At 74.8% G+C, this 16063-nt stretch carries 17 protein-coding genes; 14 read left to right on the top strand and 3 right to left on the bottom strand.

The window, feature by feature from the left end; genetic code table 11:
- Positions 1–35 precede the first annotated feature (35 nt).
- The 7 genes from dhaL to IE313_RS04980 all read left to right on the top strand — a co-directional run bounded on the left by dhaL (position 36) and on the right by IE313_RS04980 (position 5074).
- A complete protein-coding gene (gene dhaL, locus IE313_RS05010) occupies positions 36–662 on the top strand; it encodes a dihydroxyacetone kinase subunit DhaL (RefSeq protein WP_189929660.1) in 627 nt (208 codons plus the stop codon).
- A 79-nt stretch (positions 663–741) separates the two neighbouring features.
- Complete coding sequence (locus tag IE313_RS05005; RefSeq protein WP_229924409.1) at positions 742–1128, top strand: PTS-dependent dihydroxyacetone kinase phosphotransferase subunit DhaM; 387 nt, start codon at positions 742–744, stop codon at positions 1126–1128.
- 262 nt (positions 1129–1390) lie between these two features.
- Complete coding sequence (locus tag IE313_RS05000) at positions 1391–1963, top strand: hypothetical protein (RefSeq protein ID WP_189929658.1); 573 nt, start codon at positions 1391–1393, stop codon at positions 1961–1963.
- 295 nt (positions 1964–2258) lie between these two features.
- Complete coding sequence (locus tag IE313_RS04995; protein ID WP_189929657.1) at positions 2259–3008, top strand: sugar phosphate isomerase/epimerase family protein; 750 nt, start codon at positions 2259–2261, stop codon at positions 3006–3008.
- Complete coding sequence (locus IE313_RS04990; RefSeq protein ID WP_189929656.1) at positions 3005–4120, top strand: Gfo/Idh/MocA family protein; 1116 nt, start codon at positions 3005–3007, stop codon at positions 4118–4120. Before IE313_RS04995 ends, IE313_RS04990 begins: the two co-directional genes overlap by 4 nt.
- A gap of 51 nt (positions 4121–4171) precedes the next feature.
- Positions 4172–4441 (top strand): hypothetical protein, encoded by a 270-nt coding sequence (locus IE313_RS04985; RefSeq protein ID WP_189929655.1) that lies wholly within the window; start codon positions 4172–4174, stop codon positions 4439–4441.
- A 132-nt stretch (positions 4442–4573) separates the two neighbouring features.
- Positions 4574–5074, top strand: coding sequence for a MarR family winged helix-turn-helix transcriptional regulator (locus IE313_RS04980; protein WP_229924380.1), 501 nt, complete (start codon positions 4574–4576; stop codon positions 5072–5074).
- A gap of 51 nt (positions 5075–5125) precedes the next feature.
- On the opposite strand, the gene IE313_RS04975 is transcribed toward IE313_RS04980, so the two are convergent.
- The 3 genes from IE313_RS04975 to IE313_RS04965 all read right to left on the bottom strand — a co-directional run bounded on the left by IE313_RS04975 (position 5126) and on the right by IE313_RS04965 (position 7563).
- Complete coding sequence (locus IE313_RS04975) at positions 5126–5851, bottom strand: GNAT family N-acetyltransferase (RefSeq protein WP_189929654.1); 726 nt, start codon at positions 5849–5851, stop codon at positions 5126–5128.
- Positions 5848–6768 carry an NADP-dependent oxidoreductase gene (locus IE313_RS04970; protein WP_189929653.1) on the bottom strand — a complete coding sequence of 307 codons (921 nt, stop codon included), beginning with the start codon at positions 6766–6768 and terminating at the stop codon, positions 5848–5850. Before IE313_RS04970 ends, IE313_RS04975 begins: the two co-directional genes overlap by 4 nt.
- Before the next feature lie 390 nt (positions 6769–7158).
- On the bottom strand, positions 7159–7563 hold the full coding sequence (locus IE313_RS04965; RefSeq protein WP_189929652.1) for a VOC family protein: 405 nt from the start codon (positions 7561–7563) through the stop codon (positions 7159–7161).
- A gap of 374 nt (positions 7564–7937) precedes the next feature.
- On the opposite strand from IE313_RS04965, the gene IE313_RS04960 reads away from it, so the two are divergent.
- The 7 genes from IE313_RS04960 to IE313_RS04930 all read left to right on the top strand — a co-directional run bounded on the left by IE313_RS04960 (position 7938) and on the right by IE313_RS04930 (position 16024).
- Positions 7938–8870 carry a polysaccharide deacetylase family protein gene (locus IE313_RS04960; RefSeq protein WP_229924379.1) on the top strand — a complete coding sequence of 311 codons (933 nt, stop codon included), beginning with the start codon at positions 7938–7940 and terminating at the stop codon, positions 8868–8870.
- A gap of 373 nt (positions 8871–9243) precedes the next feature.
- Complete coding sequence (locus IE313_RS04955) at positions 9244–10512, top strand: ROK family transcriptional regulator (RefSeq protein ID WP_189929650.1); 1269 nt, start codon at positions 9244–9246, stop codon at positions 10510–10512.
- Between the two features lie 742 nt (positions 10513–11254).
- Positions 11255–11803: a flavin reductase family protein gene (locus tag IE313_RS04950; RefSeq protein ID WP_189929649.1), complete on the top strand. Its 549-nt coding sequence runs from the start codon at positions 11255–11257 to the stop codon at positions 11801–11803.
- Positions 11781–12851: an ABC transporter substrate-binding protein gene (locus tag IE313_RS04945; RefSeq protein ID WP_189929648.1), complete on the top strand. Its 1071-nt coding sequence runs from the start codon at positions 11781–11783 to the stop codon at positions 12849–12851. Before IE313_RS04950 ends, IE313_RS04945 begins: the two co-directional genes overlap by 23 nt.
- Before the next feature lie 53 nt (positions 12852–12904).
- Positions 12905–13732, top strand: coding sequence for an ABC transporter permease (locus IE313_RS04940; RefSeq protein ID WP_229924408.1), 828 nt, complete (start codon positions 12905–12907; stop codon positions 13730–13732).
- Positions 13708–14652 (top strand): ABC transporter ATP-binding protein, encoded by a 945-nt coding sequence (locus IE313_RS04935; protein ID WP_189929646.1) that lies wholly within the window; start codon positions 13708–13710, stop codon positions 14650–14652. The genes IE313_RS04940 and IE313_RS04935 overlap by 25 nt, the downstream gene beginning before the upstream one ends.
- Positions 14636–16024, top strand: coding sequence for an LLM class flavin-dependent oxidoreductase (locus tag IE313_RS04930; protein ID WP_189929645.1), 1389 nt, complete (start codon positions 14636–14638; stop codon positions 16022–16024). The genes IE313_RS04935 and IE313_RS04930 overlap by 17 nt, the downstream gene beginning before the upstream one ends.
- Positions 16025–16063: the final 39 nt, after the last annotated feature.

Raw genomic sequence — 16063 nt, 5'->3', positions numbered from 1 at the left:
GCCACCCGTTGGAATCGACCTCCCAAGGAGATCCCGTGCTCGACGCCGAATTCTTCTGCCGCTGGCTGACGCTGGCCGCCTCGTGGGTGGAGCGGGACGCGGACCGGCTCACCGCGCTCGACTCGCCGATCGGCGACGCCGACCACGGCAGCAATCTGCTGCGCGGTTTCAGGGCGGTCATAGCGACACTGGACGAGCAGCACCCCGACACACCGGGCGCCGTGCTCGCCGTGGCGGGGCGGCGGCTGGTGTCCACGGTGGGCGGTGCCTCGGGCCCGCTGTACGGCACGCTGCTGCGCCGCACCGGCAAGGCGCTCGGCGACGCGGTGGAGGTCGACCGGGACGAGCTGGCCGAGGCGCTGCGCACGGGCGTGGACGCGGTGGCGGGCCTCGGCGGCGCGACACCGGGCGACAAGACCATGCTGGACGCGCTGGTACCGGCCGCCACAGCGCTCAGGACCTCGTTCGCCGCGGCCCGGGAGGCCGCCGAGCAGGGCGCGCTGGCCACCACGCCGATGCTCGCCCGCAAGGGCCGGGCGAGCTATGTGGGCGAGCGCAGCATCGGCCACCAGGACCCCGGGGCGACGTCCTCGGCGCTGCTGGTGGCGGCACTCGCCGAAACGGCCGGGGCGTCCGGCGAGGAGGACACCTCCGGTGAGTGAGGCGGGCGGCACGACGGGCGGGCAGCGGCCGCCGGCCCCGGGCCCGGACGCCCCGGGCGAGGGCACGGGGCAGGTCGGCATCGTGCTGGTCTCGCACAGCGCCACGGTGGCATCCGCCGTCGCGGAGCTGGCGGTGGGCCTCGCGGGCGGCGGCGCCACGGCGCCCGTGGCTCCCGCGGGCGGCACCGAGGGCGGCGGCATGGGCACCAGTGCGGAGCTGATCGCGGCCGCCGCGGCGCAGGTCGACCGGGGCGCCGGGGTGGCCGTGCTGGCGGACCTGGGCAGTGCGGTGCTCACGGTGAAGGCGCTCATCGCGGAGGGCGAGGACCTTCCGGAGCACACCCGGCTGATCGACGCACCGTTCGTGGAGGGCGCGATCGCGGCCATGGTCACCGCTTCCGCGGGCGCTCCGCTCGACGCGGTCGCGGCAGCGGCCACGGAGGCGTACGACTACCGCAAGGAGTGAGCCCGGGGGCGGGCCGGCACCGCGGCTCGGGCGGCCGGCGCCCGTCGCCCACCCGGCACCGCGGACCGCCGCACCGTTTGACAGGCGGCACGGTGCGGGCGCAAGCCCTGGTGCGCCGTCCGAGGGACCCCGTCACCCTCACGGGGGCGGTCGGCATGCGGGGCGCGCCCGGGGCGCTTTGGCTCGTCGTAGGCAGCACGGTTCTCCCGATTCCGGCGGCGCATGGGATGTACCGCCAACCGTGCAGCCGGAGGGCAATCCTATGCGTACTACTCAGATAGTCGTCCGATCCGGCCTGACCGCGGCCGCGCTCGCCCTGCCGCTCACCCTGGCCGCGGAGACAGCGTCCGCGGTGGGGGTCAACGTGTCCGCCACCGGCTCGACCGTACGGGTCGCCACCTCGGCCTGCCCGCACGGCGGGAACGCCTCGCTGCTGTCGAGCGGGCAGGCCATCTTCGCCCAGGGCCGGCAGGCCATGCTGAGCTCGGGGACCAGCCAGAGCGCCTCGTGGTCGAACGTCTCGTCCGGCTCGCACACCGTCATCGTGATGTGCAGCGACGGCACCACCGCGGGCACCGGCACGGTGCACGTCGCCAACGGCGCCACCACGGCCCCGGCCACCATCTCCCCCCTGCCCACCACCCGACCTCCCACCACGCCGCCCGTGACGATCACCCCCACCGCCTCTCCGCCGCTCGGTGTGCAGGGCGGCGTGGGCGGCGGGTCGACGGACTACAGCACGCTCACCCTCGCCATCGGCAGCACCCTGGTGGCCGGGGCGGTGGGCGGTGGGGCCTGGTACCTGCGCCGTCGCCGTACCCAGCGGCGCGCCTGAACCGCCGGGTCCCCGCCCGTGCCGGCTGCCGTCCGTCCGAACCCGCTCGGGCGGACGGCAGCCGTGCGTGTGCCCGGGACCGCCCCGCTCCGCGCAAACGGCCGGAGCCCCCTCGGATGCGGCGGCCGCTCCCGTGCCCGCACGCCGGCTCCCAGGGCGCCCGTAGCGGCCCGTGCGCGTTCTTGTGCATCCGGGCGCCCCGGTGTGCCCGGAAAAGCCCGGCATGGCTGGAATCGGGTCATTGGCAGAGGAGAGGCCGGGCATTACCTTCCTCCAGGACGACAGGAGGGGGCTCATGCCACGACCGCTCAGCGTTCAGCTGTACTCCGTACGGAATCAGCTCGCCGCCGACCGCGACGGCACGCTGGCCCGCCTCGCCGGAATGGGCTTCGGCGCGGTGGAACCGTTCGACGTGCTCACCGACCCGCAGGGGCTGCGCAGCCGGCTGGACGACCTCGGGCTCGCCGTCTCCGGCGTGCACGTGCGCCAGTTGGTGGACCCAGGCCACGACCCCGACCGCGTCCTGGACGCCGTCGCCCTGCTCGGCGCCACGGACGCCATCGTCCCCGCAGGCATCCCGCACGAGGACTTCACCGGCCGCGACGGCCTGGCCCGCGCCGCCGCCCTGCTCAACCGGTTGTCCGCCCGGGCCGCCGAGCGGGGGCTGCGCCTCGGCTACCACAACCACTGGTGGGAGATCGAGCCCCGGCTCGGCGGTCTGCACGCCATCGAGGTACTGGCCGACCTCCTGGACCCCGCCGTCTTCCTCGAAATCGACACCTACTGGGCGGCGGTGGGCGGGGCCGAGGTGCCCGGCCTACTGCGCCGCCTCGGCGACCGGGTGCGCGCCCTGCACATCAAGGACGGCCCGGGTGTCAAGGGCGAGCCGAACGTGGCGGTGGGCGGCGGCACCATGCCGGTGCCGGAGATACTGGCGGCCGCACCTGACGCCTGGCGCATCGTCGAGTTCGACGCGTGCGCGGGCGACCCGTTCGCGGAGCTGGCGGCGAGCCGCGCCTACGTGTCCGCCCTGGAGGCCGCATGAACAGGGGTCCCGTCGGTGTCGCCGTCGTCGGCGCGGGTGTCATCAGCAAGCAGTACCTGAGTACCCTGAGCCGCTTTCCCGACGTGCGGCTGCTCGCGGTCGCGGACCTGGACCCCTCGCGGGCCCTGGCCGCGGCCCGCGCCTACGACGTGCCCGTCTCCGGCGACCTGGCCACCGCGCTCTCGGTGCCCGAGGTCGAGCTGGTCGTCAACCTCACCGTGCCGGCCGCCCACGGCCAGGTGGCGACGGCGGCGCTGCGGGCGGGCAAGCACGTATACGGCGAGAAGCCGATCACCCTCACCCCGAGCGAGGCGGAGAAGCTGCTCGCCGAGGCGTCCGAGCGGGCGCTGCTGGTCGGCAACGCCCCGGACACCTTCCTGGGTGCCGGCCTGCAGTCCGCCCTGCGCGCCGTGCAGGCGGGCCACATAGGCACCCCGGTGGCGGCGACGACCGTCACGCAGGGCCTCGGTCCGGAGTCCTGGCACCCCGATCCCGCGTTCCTTTACCAGCAGGGCGCCGGCCCGCTGTTCGACCTCGGCCCCAACTACCTGACCGCCCTGGTGGCGCTGTTCGGCGGGGTGACCAGGGTCGGGGCCACGGCGACCAGGGCCCGCCTGGAACGCACGGTCGGCTCGGGGCCCAAGGCGGGGCAGACCTTCCCCGTCACGGTGCCCACGCACGTCTGCGCGCTGCTGGAGTTCGCCTCGGGGGCGACGTCCAACTCGACGTTCAGCTTCGACTCGGCGCTGCCCCGTGTGCAGTTCGACATCACGGGCACTGAGGGCATGCTCAGCGTGCCCGACCCCAGCGCGTTCGGCGGTCCGCTGCGGGTGCGGGCGAACGGTGCGAAGAGCTGGCGCGAGCTGCCGGTGACCGGCCGCACCGACGGGCGGGGCCTCGGGGTGCTCGACATGGCACGGGCGATACGCGGCGGATGGCCGCACCGGGCGTCGGGCACGCTGGCCCTGCATGTGCTGCAGACCATGACGGCGGTGGACGAGTCGGCGGCACGGGGCGAGTTCAGCACACCGGCGAGCCGGATCCTGCCACCGGCCCCGCTGCCCGCGGACTGGGATCCGACGGTCGCCACGCTGGTGCGCGGGGGCTCCTGAGCGGTGCGGCGGGGTGGGCGGCGGGTGGTGCCCGGACATACCCTCGGGATCATGACCGTCACGCCCCGCCGCCACACCGTGGCCCTCAAGCCCCGGCTGGCGGATGCCGAGGGCCGGCCGGACCACGGCAACAGCCTGCGGACCGTCACCGTGGAGGCGACGGGCGACCTCGGTGTGTCCGGCTTCCCGCGGTACAGCGGCCACGGTGTGCAGGCGGAGATCGACCCGCGGACCGGTGCGGTCGAGGCGATCACCGTCGACGGCGGCGAGCTGCCCTACGGGTGGGTGGCGGAGGTGGTCAGCGAACCGGCCGAGCACTGAGCGCCGGGGCGGGGGCGCCCGTCCGCGCGGCGCTCGCCCGGTCGTCGCGGGTCTACCCAGGGACACAAAGGTTGTATTATGCAACTGAACCGGATGGCGGGCGCGGCGGGCGCGCCGGCGGGAGGGAGCGTCGTGACGGCTGTGGAGCGTGCCGAGGGGATCTCGGCGGAGCGTGCCGAGGAGGAGGCCGTCGAGGTCATCCACCGGGAGCTGACGGCCTTCGCCCGGCGGGCCCGCGCCCTGGCCGGGCGGATGCACCCGCAGCTTTCCTTCGTCGCGTACACCCTGCTGAGCCACCTGGAGGAGCGCGACGGCTGCCGGGCCACGGACCTGGCCGCCCACTACGCCCTCGACAAGTCGACCGTGAGCAGGCAGGTGGCGGCCCTGGAGCGGTGCGGCCTGGTGCGCCGCGAGGTGGACCCCGGCGACCACCGCGGCCAGGTGCTCGACCTCACCGAGAAGGGCACCGCCGTCCTCGCCGAGGTCACCGAGAGCCGCAGGGCCGCCTTCGACGCGCGCCTGGCCGACTGGCCGCGGGCCGACCTCATGGCGTTCGCCGCGTTCCTGGAGCGGTACAACGGCCACGACCCGCAGCAGGAGACCCGGCGGGACGGCGGCGCCGGCGAGGGATGACCCGGCGGGAGGGCGGCAAGCCCCGGTGCGGCCGGGGGCTCCCCGTCCGCGTCAGACCACCTCGGGCGTGCGCCGGTCGGGCGCGGCCTGCGGGGTCCGCGCACTGAGGAACACCGTGGTGCGGCGCAGCCGGAAGCCGAGCGACTCGTAGAGCCGCAGGGCCGTGGCGTTGTGGGCCCCGGTGTGCAGGAACGGCGTCTCACCGCGGTCCCTGATCCCTGCGGCCACCGCCCGGATCAACCGGGTCGCCAGGCCCTGGCCGCGGAAATCCGGGTCGGTGCAGACGGCACTGATCTCCGTCCAGCCGGGCGGGTGCAGCCGCTCCCCCGCCATCGCGACCAGCCGGCCCTGCCGGTGGATGCCCAGGTAGGTGCCGAGTTCTATGGTGCGCCGCCTGAACGGGCCCGGCTCCGTGCGTGCCACCAGGTCCAGCATCCGGGGCACGTCGGCCACCGTGAGACGCCTGGCCTCCTCGTCGGGGGCGGCTTCGACGCCGTCGTCGACGAGTTGCACACCGGGCACCGTGGACGTCACCTGCCAGTCGGGGGGCAGGGGCGCCCGCACCCCGGGCAGTGCCACGTCGGCACCCGGTCCCGCGAGCGCGGCGAGGTCGGCCCAGTCCCGCGGGCCCGGGTCGTCGGGCAGGGCGAGCCAGGTCGACACGTCCACCTGGTAGCGCAGCACGCGTCCCCTGCGCTCCGCGAAGTGTGCGTGCGCCCCGGTCAGCGCGCCGTGCGCCGGATTGTCCAGAGGATGCGGGCGGTGTCCGGCGGTCACGCACCCACCTCGATGACGACCTTGCCGCGTGCGTGCCCTTCCTCGACCGCGCGCAGCGCCTCGGCGGCCCGCTCCAGCGGGAAGACGGCCGTCACGTGCGGCCGCAGCACGCCGCTGACGGCCAGGGCCGCGACCTCGTCGAGCACGGCGGCGGTGCGGGCGCGTACCACCGGGGAGCCGCCGAGGCGGGCCACCCCCTCCCGGTCCGCCGCGGTGATGAGTTTCGTGCGGTCGCCCAGCAGGGTCGCGGCGGCCTCCAGCACCTCACCGCCGACCAGGTCGAAGACGGCGTCGACGCCGTCGGGCGCGGCGGCCCGTACCCGGTCGGCGAGGCCAGGTCCGGAGACCACGTGCACCGCGCCGAGCGAGGTCACAAGGTCCTTCTTGCCGTCGCTCGCCACGCCGACGACGCGCAGCCCCTGCGCGCGGGCGACCTGCACGGCGGCCACGCCCACGCCGCCTCCCGCGCCGGTGACGAGGAGGGTCGCACCGGTGGGCAGGCCGAGCTGGCGGACACCGTCGTAGGCGGTGGCCGCGGCGACGGGCAGTGCCGCGGCGTCCGCGAAGGAGAGGTCCTGCGGCTTGTGCGCGGCGATGCCCACCGGGAGGAGGGCGTGCTCGGCGTACGCGCCGGCGATGGTGCTGCCGAAGACCGCGTCCCCGACGGTGAAGCCCTCGACGCCGGGCCCGATCCGCTCGACGGTCCCGGCGGCCTCGCTGCCGAAGACGGCAGGCAGTGCCGTGGGGGCGGCGCCCGGCCTGGTGTAGCCGGTGCGCAGTTTCCAGTCGACGGGGTTGACCCCCGCGGCGCGGACCGCGACGAGCAGTTCCCCGGCACCGGGCTCGGGCACCGGCCTGTCGATGAAGGCCTCCACCTCCGGGCCTCCGAAGCCGGTGTACGCATACGCCTTGCCCATCCGCTCCCTCTCCTTCCCCGCACCGAGGTGCGCCGGTCGTCCACCCGGTGACCGCCAACTGCAAGGACGGCACGGCCCGCTGCTATTCCCGGTCACGCGAGTGTTCACATCTCCGCAACAACCACGGCACGGCGACCGCCACGCCGGGTCGGACGGCGGGCGGTCCGGTCGTGGTGCGCTCACACGGGGGCGCGGTCACACAGTGGTGCGCTCGCACGGTGGTGCGCTCACACCGGACGCCGTCACGCGGGCGTGCGCTCACAGGGGCGACGTCACCGCCGCACGTCCGGACGTCCGGGTGCGGCCCCGCGACCGGGCGGCCGGCGACCGGGGCGGCCCGGTCGCAGCTCGGGTGACCGCCGGGCAGCCCGGCCGGCAGGAGCCCCTGCCCTACGACCGCCCGGCCGGCTCGGGATGGCTGCCGTACGGCCTGGTGATGATCTCCATGCCGTGGCCCGCGGGATCCATGAAGTACACGCCGCGTCCGCCGTGGTGGTGGTTGATCTCCCCCGGCTGCTTGCCGTGCGGATCGGCGTAGTACGTGAGGCCGCGCTCCTCGATCCGCTCGAAGGCCGCGTCGAACTCGTCGTCGGAGACGAGGAACGCGTAGTGCTGCAGGGTGATGGACTCGGGCGGGATGCTGGCGAAGTCCAGCGTGACGCCGTTGGCGGTGGCGACGGGGACGAACGGGCCCCACTCGGCCCCGACCTCGAGTCCCAGGATGTGCGCGAGGAATTCTGCGGATTCCCGGTTGTCCCGGGCGTGCACGATGGTGTGGTTCAACTCGACTGACACTGTGGAATGCCTCCGGAGGCAATCTCACGGGCACCTCCATGCCTCACCCGGTCGGTGACCGGCACGCGATGCCGTACCGCGATCCTAGGCCGTGGCCGGCACCGGGTCGAGGCGGATACCGCCATCCCGGTCCGCCGCCCCGCGGCTTCCCCGCGGCCTTCCACGCCGCCTGCAGGACCGCCCCCGTCTCGCCCGCCGGGCCCGGTCCCCGCGACGCGCTCCCGGCGGCGGGTGGCGCCGTCCCCGGCCCCTCAGACGCTGCGGGGCCGCCTCCCGCTGCTCCGTTGGCGTGAAGAAATCGGCGTGTTGGAGGCCCTTACTGCTGATACATCCGGTTTCCGTGGCATCGAGGAGAAATGCGATCCGATAATCATATGAATACGCGCCGATGGTTCCTGGTCAGCGCTCTCGGTGTGGGAGCAGCGGCAGCGACCGGCTCGGCCGTCCTGCTGTCCAGGCCCGCCGACCACACCGTTTCGCGTGCACGCGCCTCGGCCTCCGGCACGCCCTCGGCGGGCCCCGAGGCCACTCCCGGCAAGTCCGGTGCGTCACGGCGCGCCCCGGCGAAGAGCGCATCGGCACGCCCCCGGCGGCCGTCGAGTGCCCCGCGCCCCGGGCCCGTGCCCGCGGCGGCGGCCCGGCGGGGTGCCTACCGGCTGCGCCCGATCGCCGGCGACTCGGCACTCGGCACCCCGGCCTTCCACCCGCAGGTACGCACCCACGCGGAGCTCACCCTGCCCGGCCGGGCCCGCGCCGTGGCCCTGACCTTCGACGACGGCCCGGATCCCGACTTCACCCCGCAGGTACTGGCCGTGCTGCGCACCTACCGGGTGCAGGCGACGTTCTTCGTCATCGGCGAGAACGCCGCCGCCTTCCCCCGGCTGCTGCACGACATCGCCGCCGGCGGGCACGTGGTCGCCAACCACAGTTACACGCACCCGCAGTTGACGACGCTCTCGCTCGGCAAGGTCAAGGACGAACTGGGCAGGACGAGCGACGTCATCGAGCGGGTGCTCGACGCACCGCCGCGCTGGTGCCGTGCGCCCTACGGCGAGTGGGACGCACCGTCCCTGCGCGTGTGCGCGAGGCTCGGCATGGAGCCGCTCGGCTGGTCCATCGACACCAACGACTGGGCGCGTCCGGGCATCGGCAGCATCAAGAGGGCCGTCACCCGGGGCATCGAGCCGGGCAGCATCATCCTTCAGCACGACGGCGGCGGCGACCGGTCCCAGACCGTGCGGGCGGTCTCCGACTACCTGCCACGGCTGCTCGACAAGGGCTACGAGTTCGTCAGGCCCCATGTCTGAACCGGTGCCCGCGGCGGTGGTCGGGCCGCCGTCCATGATGCGGGCAGCCCTTTGACCGGTCCGAGCCGCTGCGGATACCTTGCGCCCCATGCAGCGATCCGCGCTCCTGACCGTGCGAGGTCACGTCGACCTGAAGCGTGTGTGTTCCGCTGCGTGTCGGCGGCCCTGAGCGCCCACGGCGGCCCCCGCCCCGTACGGCGCCACGCCAGAGCGCCGGTGCGGCACCGGCCCGGCGACCGTGCCGACGGGACCCGTGCGAAGGGCTCTCCGGGCCACGGCAGCCCCGGTGCCGCTCCGGCGGACGCGCTCCGTCCAGCCCCGGCACCGGGCCGCGGGGCGCCCCCGCCCACTGCCGCACCCCCGGAAGGCCCCCGTGAACGGACCCCAGGCGCCCGCCCACCGCCGCACCGCACCCCGCCGCTCCGACCTCCCCGCAGGACCCGCCCGCCGCCCGCCGGGTACGCACGCGGTGCTGGGGGCGATCCTCGACCACGGCCCGGTGGCCCGCAGCACCGTCGCACGGCTCACCGGCCTCTCGCCCGCCTCCGTCACCGGCCACTGCGGGCACCTGCTGGAGCGCGGACTGATCAGGGAGGGCAGCGAGACCACCGGGCCGCGGGGGCTCGGCAGGCCGCACATCCCGCTGGAGATAGACACCGGTCGGCACCTGGTCGCCGGCGCCCACATCGCCGTACGGCACGTGACGCTGTCGCTGATGGACCTGCGCGGCCGGATCGTGGCCGAGGAACGCCGGCCGCACCGGGGCACTGAGCCCGGTGCCGTGCTGCACGGCCTGGCCGCGCGCCTGCCGCGCCTGGTGGCCCGGCACGCCGCCGGACGGACCGTGCTCGCCCTCGGGGTGGCCACCGGCCACCGGGTGGATCCGGCGGCCGGCACGATCGTGGACCACCCGCAGCTCGGCTGGCGCGAGGTGCCGGCGCGCGAGGTGCTGCACCGCGCGACCGGCCTGCCGGTGCACGTGGACAGCCACGCCCGCGCCCTGGCCCGTGCAGAGCAGTTGATCGGCGAGCCCTCGACCCGGGACAGCGCGGTGCTGCTGTTCGTCGGCACCGTGGTGGACGCCGCCTTCACCACCGCCGGGACGGTCCACCTCGGCCCGCACGCAGGGGCGGGCTCCGTCGCCCACCTCCCGGTGGGCGCCCCGCCCCGGGCCCCGGACCCCACGGTGCAGGAGCCCTGCACCTGCGGTTCGACGGAGTGCCTGCAGGCTCAGGTGTCGGAACCCGCGATGGTGCGGCGCGCGGCGGAGCAGGGGCCGGCCGTACCGGACTTCCCGGCCCTGCTCGACCTGGCCCTGGCGGGCGAGCCGCGGGCCCGGGCGCTCTTCGCCGACCGGGCGCGGCGGGTCGGCCGGGCGGCGGCGCTGCTGCTCGACATGTTCGACCCTGCGGTGCTGGTGGTCGTCGAGCCGGGCACCGGGCGGCTGCCCGAGTGCACGGCGGCACTGCGGGCCGAGGTGGCCGAGCGGTCCCGGGTGTGCGAGGACCCGGCGCGGGCCGTCGTGCCCAGCAGCTTCACCGGTTCCGTGCTTGCGGTGGCCGGCGCCTCGGTGGCGCTCGGCGCCCTGTACGCCGATCCGCTCGGCCCCTGGCCGACGCTGGCACTGGGCGCCCCCTCCTGAGAGCGAGGGGCGGCGGACCGGCCCCGCCGGCCCGGACCGGCCTGCCCGGGGCGTCCGCCGCGCCTCCGCCGCCCGCTTCCGGCACACGCGCGCCGTGGACGCACGGCGGCGGCAGCGGACCACGCAGCCACGGCACCAGGCTCAGCACTGGAGCCGGCGGAGCCCCCCGGAGCCCGGCGGAAGCGACCGAGCCGACTTAATTCAGGGACTTGCATTGTTGACCGGCCGCTGCCGCCCCGACGAAGATGGATTCATGAGCAACTCGCAGCGGAATGCCCCGTACACGCCCCCGGTGGCGCTGCACGGCCCCGTGGCTGCGCCTGCGCGGATGCGTCCGCGCCGCTCTTGTTGTCGCCCGTGACCGGGCTCTGACACCCCGGCGGGTCCCTTCGCCTCCGGTGAGGGCGCCCCGCCGCCACGGCGGATCCCCCCGCCCCCGGTGAGGGACCCCTGCGGCATCCGCGAGAAGGCCCACGAAGGCCGTTCGCCCTGCGGGCGGCCGAGCGCCCGGCACATCGCGGACGCCGCGCACCGGCCGTACCCGGGCCGGACCGGCGCACTGCGGTGGCGCCGTCCCCCGGTGCCGGCCCTCCCCCCTCCTTCGCTGTCCCCCCGTCCCTTGCCGCCCTGCGTCGTCCTGGTCTTCCCCGGCGCCCCGCCGCCCGGGTCGCGCTGCCCCGACGCCGCCTTGCGTTCTCCCGCACCCCCTCCCTTTCCGCCTTCTCCCCGTCCCGGAGGTTCCATGACCGTGGCCGCCGTTCCACCGGGGTCCTCGCCCGGTATCGCCCAGGACCGTTTCAGGCAGGCGTTCCGCCGTCACCCCGCGGGGGTGGTGGTGGTCACGCTGGACGCCGGCCGGGGGCCTGCCGGTTTCACCGCCACCTCGCTCACCTCGCTCTCGCCGGCCCCGCCGCTGGTGTCCTTCGCGATCGCGGACACCGCCTCCTCGTGGCCGCACGTCGAGAGCGCGGAAACGGCCGTCGTGCACTTCCTCGGCGCCGAACAGGAGCCACTCGCCCGCCGCTTCGCCACCAGCGGCATCGACCGCTTCGCCAAGCCGACGAGCTGGCGGCGCCTGCCCACGGGCGAGCCCGTGCTCGACGGGGTCGCCGGCCGGCTGCGCCTTGGCGTCGAACGGCGCATTCCGGCCGGTGACCACCACATCGTCGTCTGCCGGGTGCTGGACTCCTGGCTCGATGCGGACCGCGACCCACTGCTCTACCACGACGGCGCCTACCACTCGCTCCGAACCCGAACGGACATCAGCGATGCCCAACCGCACGTCGCCTGACATGGCCGGCCGCAGGCAACTCCTCGCGCTGGCCGGCGGTACGGCCCTCGGTCTCGGCCTCAGCGGCTGTATCGCCCCCTCGGACGCCGCCACCAGACCCGCGCCCACCGGCGCCCTGCCGACCCGTGCCCCCTCCCGCGGTACCCGGCTGTCCATATCCATCCACACCGCGCAGTTGCAGCTCGCCGCGTCCGGGCTCCGCCGGAAGCTGGGATTCACCGTTGCGCAGTGGCCGAACCTGACCGCAGGCCCCGACATCATCCAGGGCTTCCGCGCGCACTCCATCGATCTGGCGGCCAACGCCGGCATCCCCCCGATCCAGGCCGCCTCGATCGGGGTGCAGACCAGGATCGTGGCCGTCCAGACGCGCACCGTCCCCGTCTACTCGTTCGCCACGGCACCCGGCTCGGCGATCAGGGGCGCAGCCGACTTCCGCGGCCGGAAGATCGCGTTCTCCCAGGGCCAGGCACAGGGTGTCGTCGTCCTGCGCGCGCTGAAGGAGGCGGGCCTGAGCTACGACGACGCGACACTGGTGCCGCTGCCCAGCACGCAGTTCCTCACGGCGCTGCAGTCCCGCCAGGTGGACGTGGCACCGCTCAACGAACCGACGCTGACCAAGTACCTCGACCAGTACGCCGGTGACGGCGCCCGGCGGCTGACGACGGACGTCGTGGACCTGCTCACCGTCCTGTGGGCACCGGTCGAGGTGCTGGACGACCCGGACAAGCTCGCCGCCGTACGGCGCTTCGTACCGCTGTGGGCCCAGGGGCAGGTGTGGGCCTGGGAGCACACCGACGCCTGGATCGACACCTACTACGTCAGGGACCAGGGCGTCACCAGGGCGGACGGCAAGCGCATCGTGGACTCGCTCGCCGCACCGAGGTTCCCGCAGAGCTGGGACAAGGCCATCGCCTGGGAGCAGCAGACCGCGGACCTGATGGCCGCGGGCGGCTTCGTCAGGAAGCTGGAAGCGTCCCCGCTCTTCGACCGCCGGTTCGAGGGCCTCGCGGCCCGCGCCGTACCGGCCGGCTACCGGGAGGCACCGTGAGTGGCACGCTGTCGGACGTCCGGGCCCCCGAGACCGCCGCCGGCGCCGCCGGCCTGCGCGGCACGCCGTCCGCCGCCGCGTCCCCGCCGACCGCCCGACGGGTGCGCCGCAGGCTCGGGCCGGGCCGGCGCGTGCCGTTCGGGCGGTTGCTCGGGCCCGTGCTGCTGATCGCCGTCTGGTGGGCGGCCTCCGCGCTCGGTGTGCTCGATCCTCGGATCCTCTCGGGGCCGGGCACGGTGCTGTCCACCGCGGGCGACCTGGTCTCCGACGGCCGGCTCCAGGACAGCGCGCTGATCTCGTTGCAGCGCGCCGGGCTCGGGCTGTTCTTCGGTGTGGTCACCGGGGTGGCCCTGGCCGTGGTGGCCGGGCTGAGCCGGCTCGGTGAGTACCTCGTCGACGGGCCGCTGCAGATCAAGCGCGCCATTCCGTCCCTGGCCATGCTGCCGCTGCTGATCCTGTGGCTGGGCATCGGCGAGCAGATGAAGGTGACCGTCATCGCCCTGGGTGTCGCGGTCAACATGTACATCAACACGTACGCGTCGCTGACGGGCATCGACAGCCGGCACGTGGAGCTGGCCGAGTCGCTGGAGCTCAACCGCTGGCAGTTCCTGCGCAAGGTCGTCGTACCCGGGTCGCTGCCCGGGTTCTTCGTCGGCCTGCGGCTCGCGGTGACCTCGTCCTGGCTGGGCCTGATCGTGGTCGAGCAGATCAACGCCACCAGCGGCATCGGCTACATGATGTTCCAGGCCCAGCAGTACGCGCAGACCGATGTGATCGTCGTCGGGCTCGTGGTCTACGGCGTCTTCGGCTTCCTGTCCGACGCCCTGGTCCGCGCGGTCGAGGGGAGGGTGCTGGCATGGCGTCGCACACTGGCGAGCTGACCGGGAGCGCGGCCACCGCCGCCGCGAGCCGTGCGGGGCGGCCGGGCGCGGACGGCGGGAGCCGCGGCCCGGTGGCCGGCGGGCGGGCCGCGGCTCCCGCCGTCCGCGCCACCCGGCTGGTGCGGCGCTTCGGCGGCCGGGCGGTCCTCAAGGAGCTCGATCTGACCCTGGCGCCGGGTGAGTTCATCGCCCTGCTGGGGCGCAGCGGCTCCGGCAAGTCCACCCTGCTGCGGGCCGTGGCCGGGCTGGACCACCGGGTGGCGGGCTCGGGCGAGCTGGTGGTTCCGGAGCGTGTCTCGCTGTCCTTCCAGGACTCCCGGTTGCTGCCCTGGCTGCGGCTGCTCGACAACGTGATCCTCGGCATGCGGGATCGGCAGGCCCGGCAGCGCGGCAGCGCGGCGCTGGCGGAGGTCGGCCTCGAAGGCCGGGAGAAGGCGTGGCCGCACGAGCTGTCCGGCGGCGAACAGCAGCGCGCCGCCCTCGCCCGCGCCCTGGTGCGCGACCCCGAACTGCTGCTGGCGGACGAGCCGTTCGGCGCGCTGGACGCGCTCACCCGGATCAGGATGCACGGCCTGCTCCGCGAGCTGTACGAGCGGCACCGGCCCGCCGTGCTGCTGGTCACCCACGACGTCGACGAGGCCGTGGAGCTGGCCGACCGGGTACTGGTCCTGGAGGACGGCCGGATCTCCGTCGACCTCGCGGTCGACCTGCCCACACCCCGGACCCGGCGCGACCCCCGTTTCGAGGAGTACCGCGAGACGCTGCTCAAGGCCCTCGGCGTCACCGCCGAACCCGCGCAGGCCCCATCCGCGCGGACCGGACCCCCGCAGGCGGCCGCGCCGCCGGCCGCCGCGGTCCTCGGCGTCAGCCCCGCCTCCCGGCCCCACAAGGAGAAGACCCGGCATGTCCCGCAGGACTGACCGCACCCCGATGCACCTCAACGCGTTCCTGATGGCCGCGGGCCACCACGAGGCGGCCTGGCGGCTGCCGGAGAGCGAGCGCCTGACCGGACCCGGCGTCGAGCACTACAAGCACCTGGCCCGCACCGCGGAGCGCGGAAAGCTGGACTCGCTGTTCCTCGCGGACAGTCCCGCCCTCCAGGGGGACCCGGGGCGCCGGCCGTCCAGCCGTCTCGAACCCACCCTGCTGCTGACCGCGCTGGCCGGCGCGACCAGCCGGATCGGCCTGATCGCCACCGCCTCCACCAGCTACAACGACCCCTACAACCTGGCCCGCCGGTTCGCCTCGCTGGACCATGTCTCCGGCGGCCGGGCGGGCTGGAACATCGTCACCACCGCGGGCGCGGACGCGGCCCGCAACTTCGGCCTCGACGACACCCCGCTGCACCGCGACCGCTACCGGCGGGCCGCGGAGTTCGTCGAGGTCTCCACCAAGCTGTGGGACAGTTGGGCCGATGACGCGGTGGTGGCCGACAAGGAGAGCGGGGTGCACGCCAGGGCCGACCGGGTGCGCCGCATCGGCCACCGCGGTGAGTTCTTCCGGGTCGACGGACCGCTGAACCTCCAGCGCCCCCCGCAGGGCTACCCGCTGCTGGTGCAGGCCGGTTCGAGCGAGGACGGCAGGGAGTTCGCCGCGCGCTACGCGGAGGCCGTGTTCACCGCGCAGCAGACCCTGGAGGAGGCCATCGCCTTCTACAAGGACGTGAAGCGGCGCGCCGAGCTGATCGGCCGGGATCCGGACGGCATCAGGATCCTGCCCGGTGTCGTGCCGGTGCTCGGGGACACCGAGGCACAGGCCCGGGAGCTGGACGCCGAGCTCGACCGGCTGATCGTGCCCGAGTACGCCCGGCGGCAGCTCGCCAGAACCCTGCGGCTGCCCCCAGAGGCCCTCGCACTCGACGAGGAACTGCCCGGGGACCTGCCTGCGGAGGACGAGATCGAGGGGGCCAAGAGCCGCTACACCCTGGTCGTGGAACTGGCCAGGCGGGAACGGCTGACGGTACGGCAGTTGATCGGACGACTCGGCGGCGGGCGCGGCCACCGCACCTTCGCGGGGACGGCCGAGCAGATCGCCGACACCATCGAGCACTGGTACGACAGCGGGGCCGCGGACGGGTTCAACATCATGCCGGCCGTGCTGCCGTCCGGGCTGGAGAGGTTCGTGGACGAGGTGGTGCCGATCCTGCAGCGGCGTGGGCTGTTCCGCACCGAGTACACCGGCAGCACGCTGCGCGAGCACTACGGTCTGCCGCGGCCCGCCAACCGCCTCTTCGAGACCGTCGACCGCAGCCCGGGGTTCACGGGCCTCGGGCTCACGGCCGAGGCCGGCTGAGCGGCCGGGGCCCGCATGCGGCCACCCCGCCCGGCGGCC

Source organism: Streptomyces sulfonofaciens (assembly GCF_014656295.1).
In the GTDB taxonomy this organism is placed as follows: domain Bacteria; phylum Actinomycetota; class Actinomycetes; order Streptomycetales; family Streptomycetaceae; genus Streptomyces; species Streptomyces sulfonofaciens.
The sequence above is the reverse complement of the archived record's forward strand: the minus strand, read 5'-3'. Positions and strand labels throughout refer to the sequence as shown.

What these genes read in the sequence shown, in the direction of transcription:
- IE313_RS04990 (WP_189929656.1), top strand. Translation starts at nt 3,005, where the DNA reads ATGAACAGGGGTCCCGTCGGTGTCGCCGTCGTCGGCGCGGGTGTCATC.
- IE313_RS04945 (WP_189929648.1), top strand. Translation starts at nt 11,781, where the DNA reads ATGCCCAACCGCACGTCGCCTGACATGGCCGGCCGCAGGCAACTCCTC.
- IE313_RS04970 (WP_189929653.1), bottom strand. Translation starts at nt 6,768, where the DNA reads ATGGGCAAGGCGTATGCGTACACCGGCTTCGGAGGCCCGGAGGTGGAG.
- IE313_RS04960 (WP_229924379.1), top strand. Translation starts at nt 7,938, where the DNA reads ATGAATACGCGCCGATGGTTCCTGGTCAGCGCTCTCGGTGTGGGAGCA.
- IE313_RS04985 (WP_189929655.1), top strand. Translation starts at nt 4,172, where the DNA reads ATGACCGTCACGCCCCGCCGCCACACCGTGGCCCTCAAGCCCCGGCTG.
- IE313_RS04935 (WP_189929646.1), top strand. Translation starts at nt 13,708, where the DNA reads ATGGCGTCGCACACTGGCGAGCTGACCGGGAGCGCGGCCACCGCCGCC.
- IE313_RS05000 (WP_189929658.1), top strand. Translation starts at nt 1,391, where the DNA reads ATGCGTACTACTCAGATAGTCGTCCGATCCGGCCTGACCGCGGCCGCG.
- IE313_RS04930 (WP_189929645.1), top strand. Translation starts at nt 14,636, where the DNA reads ATGTCCCGCAGGACTGACCGCACCCCGATGCACCTCAACGCGTTCCTG.
- IE313_RS04950 (WP_189929649.1), top strand. Translation starts at nt 11,255, where the DNA reads ATGACCGTGGCCGCCGTTCCACCGGGGTCCTCGCCCGGTATCGCCCAG.
- IE313_RS04995 (WP_189929657.1), top strand. Translation starts at nt 2,259, where the DNA reads ATGCCACGACCGCTCAGCGTTCAGCTGTACTCCGTACGGAATCAGCTC.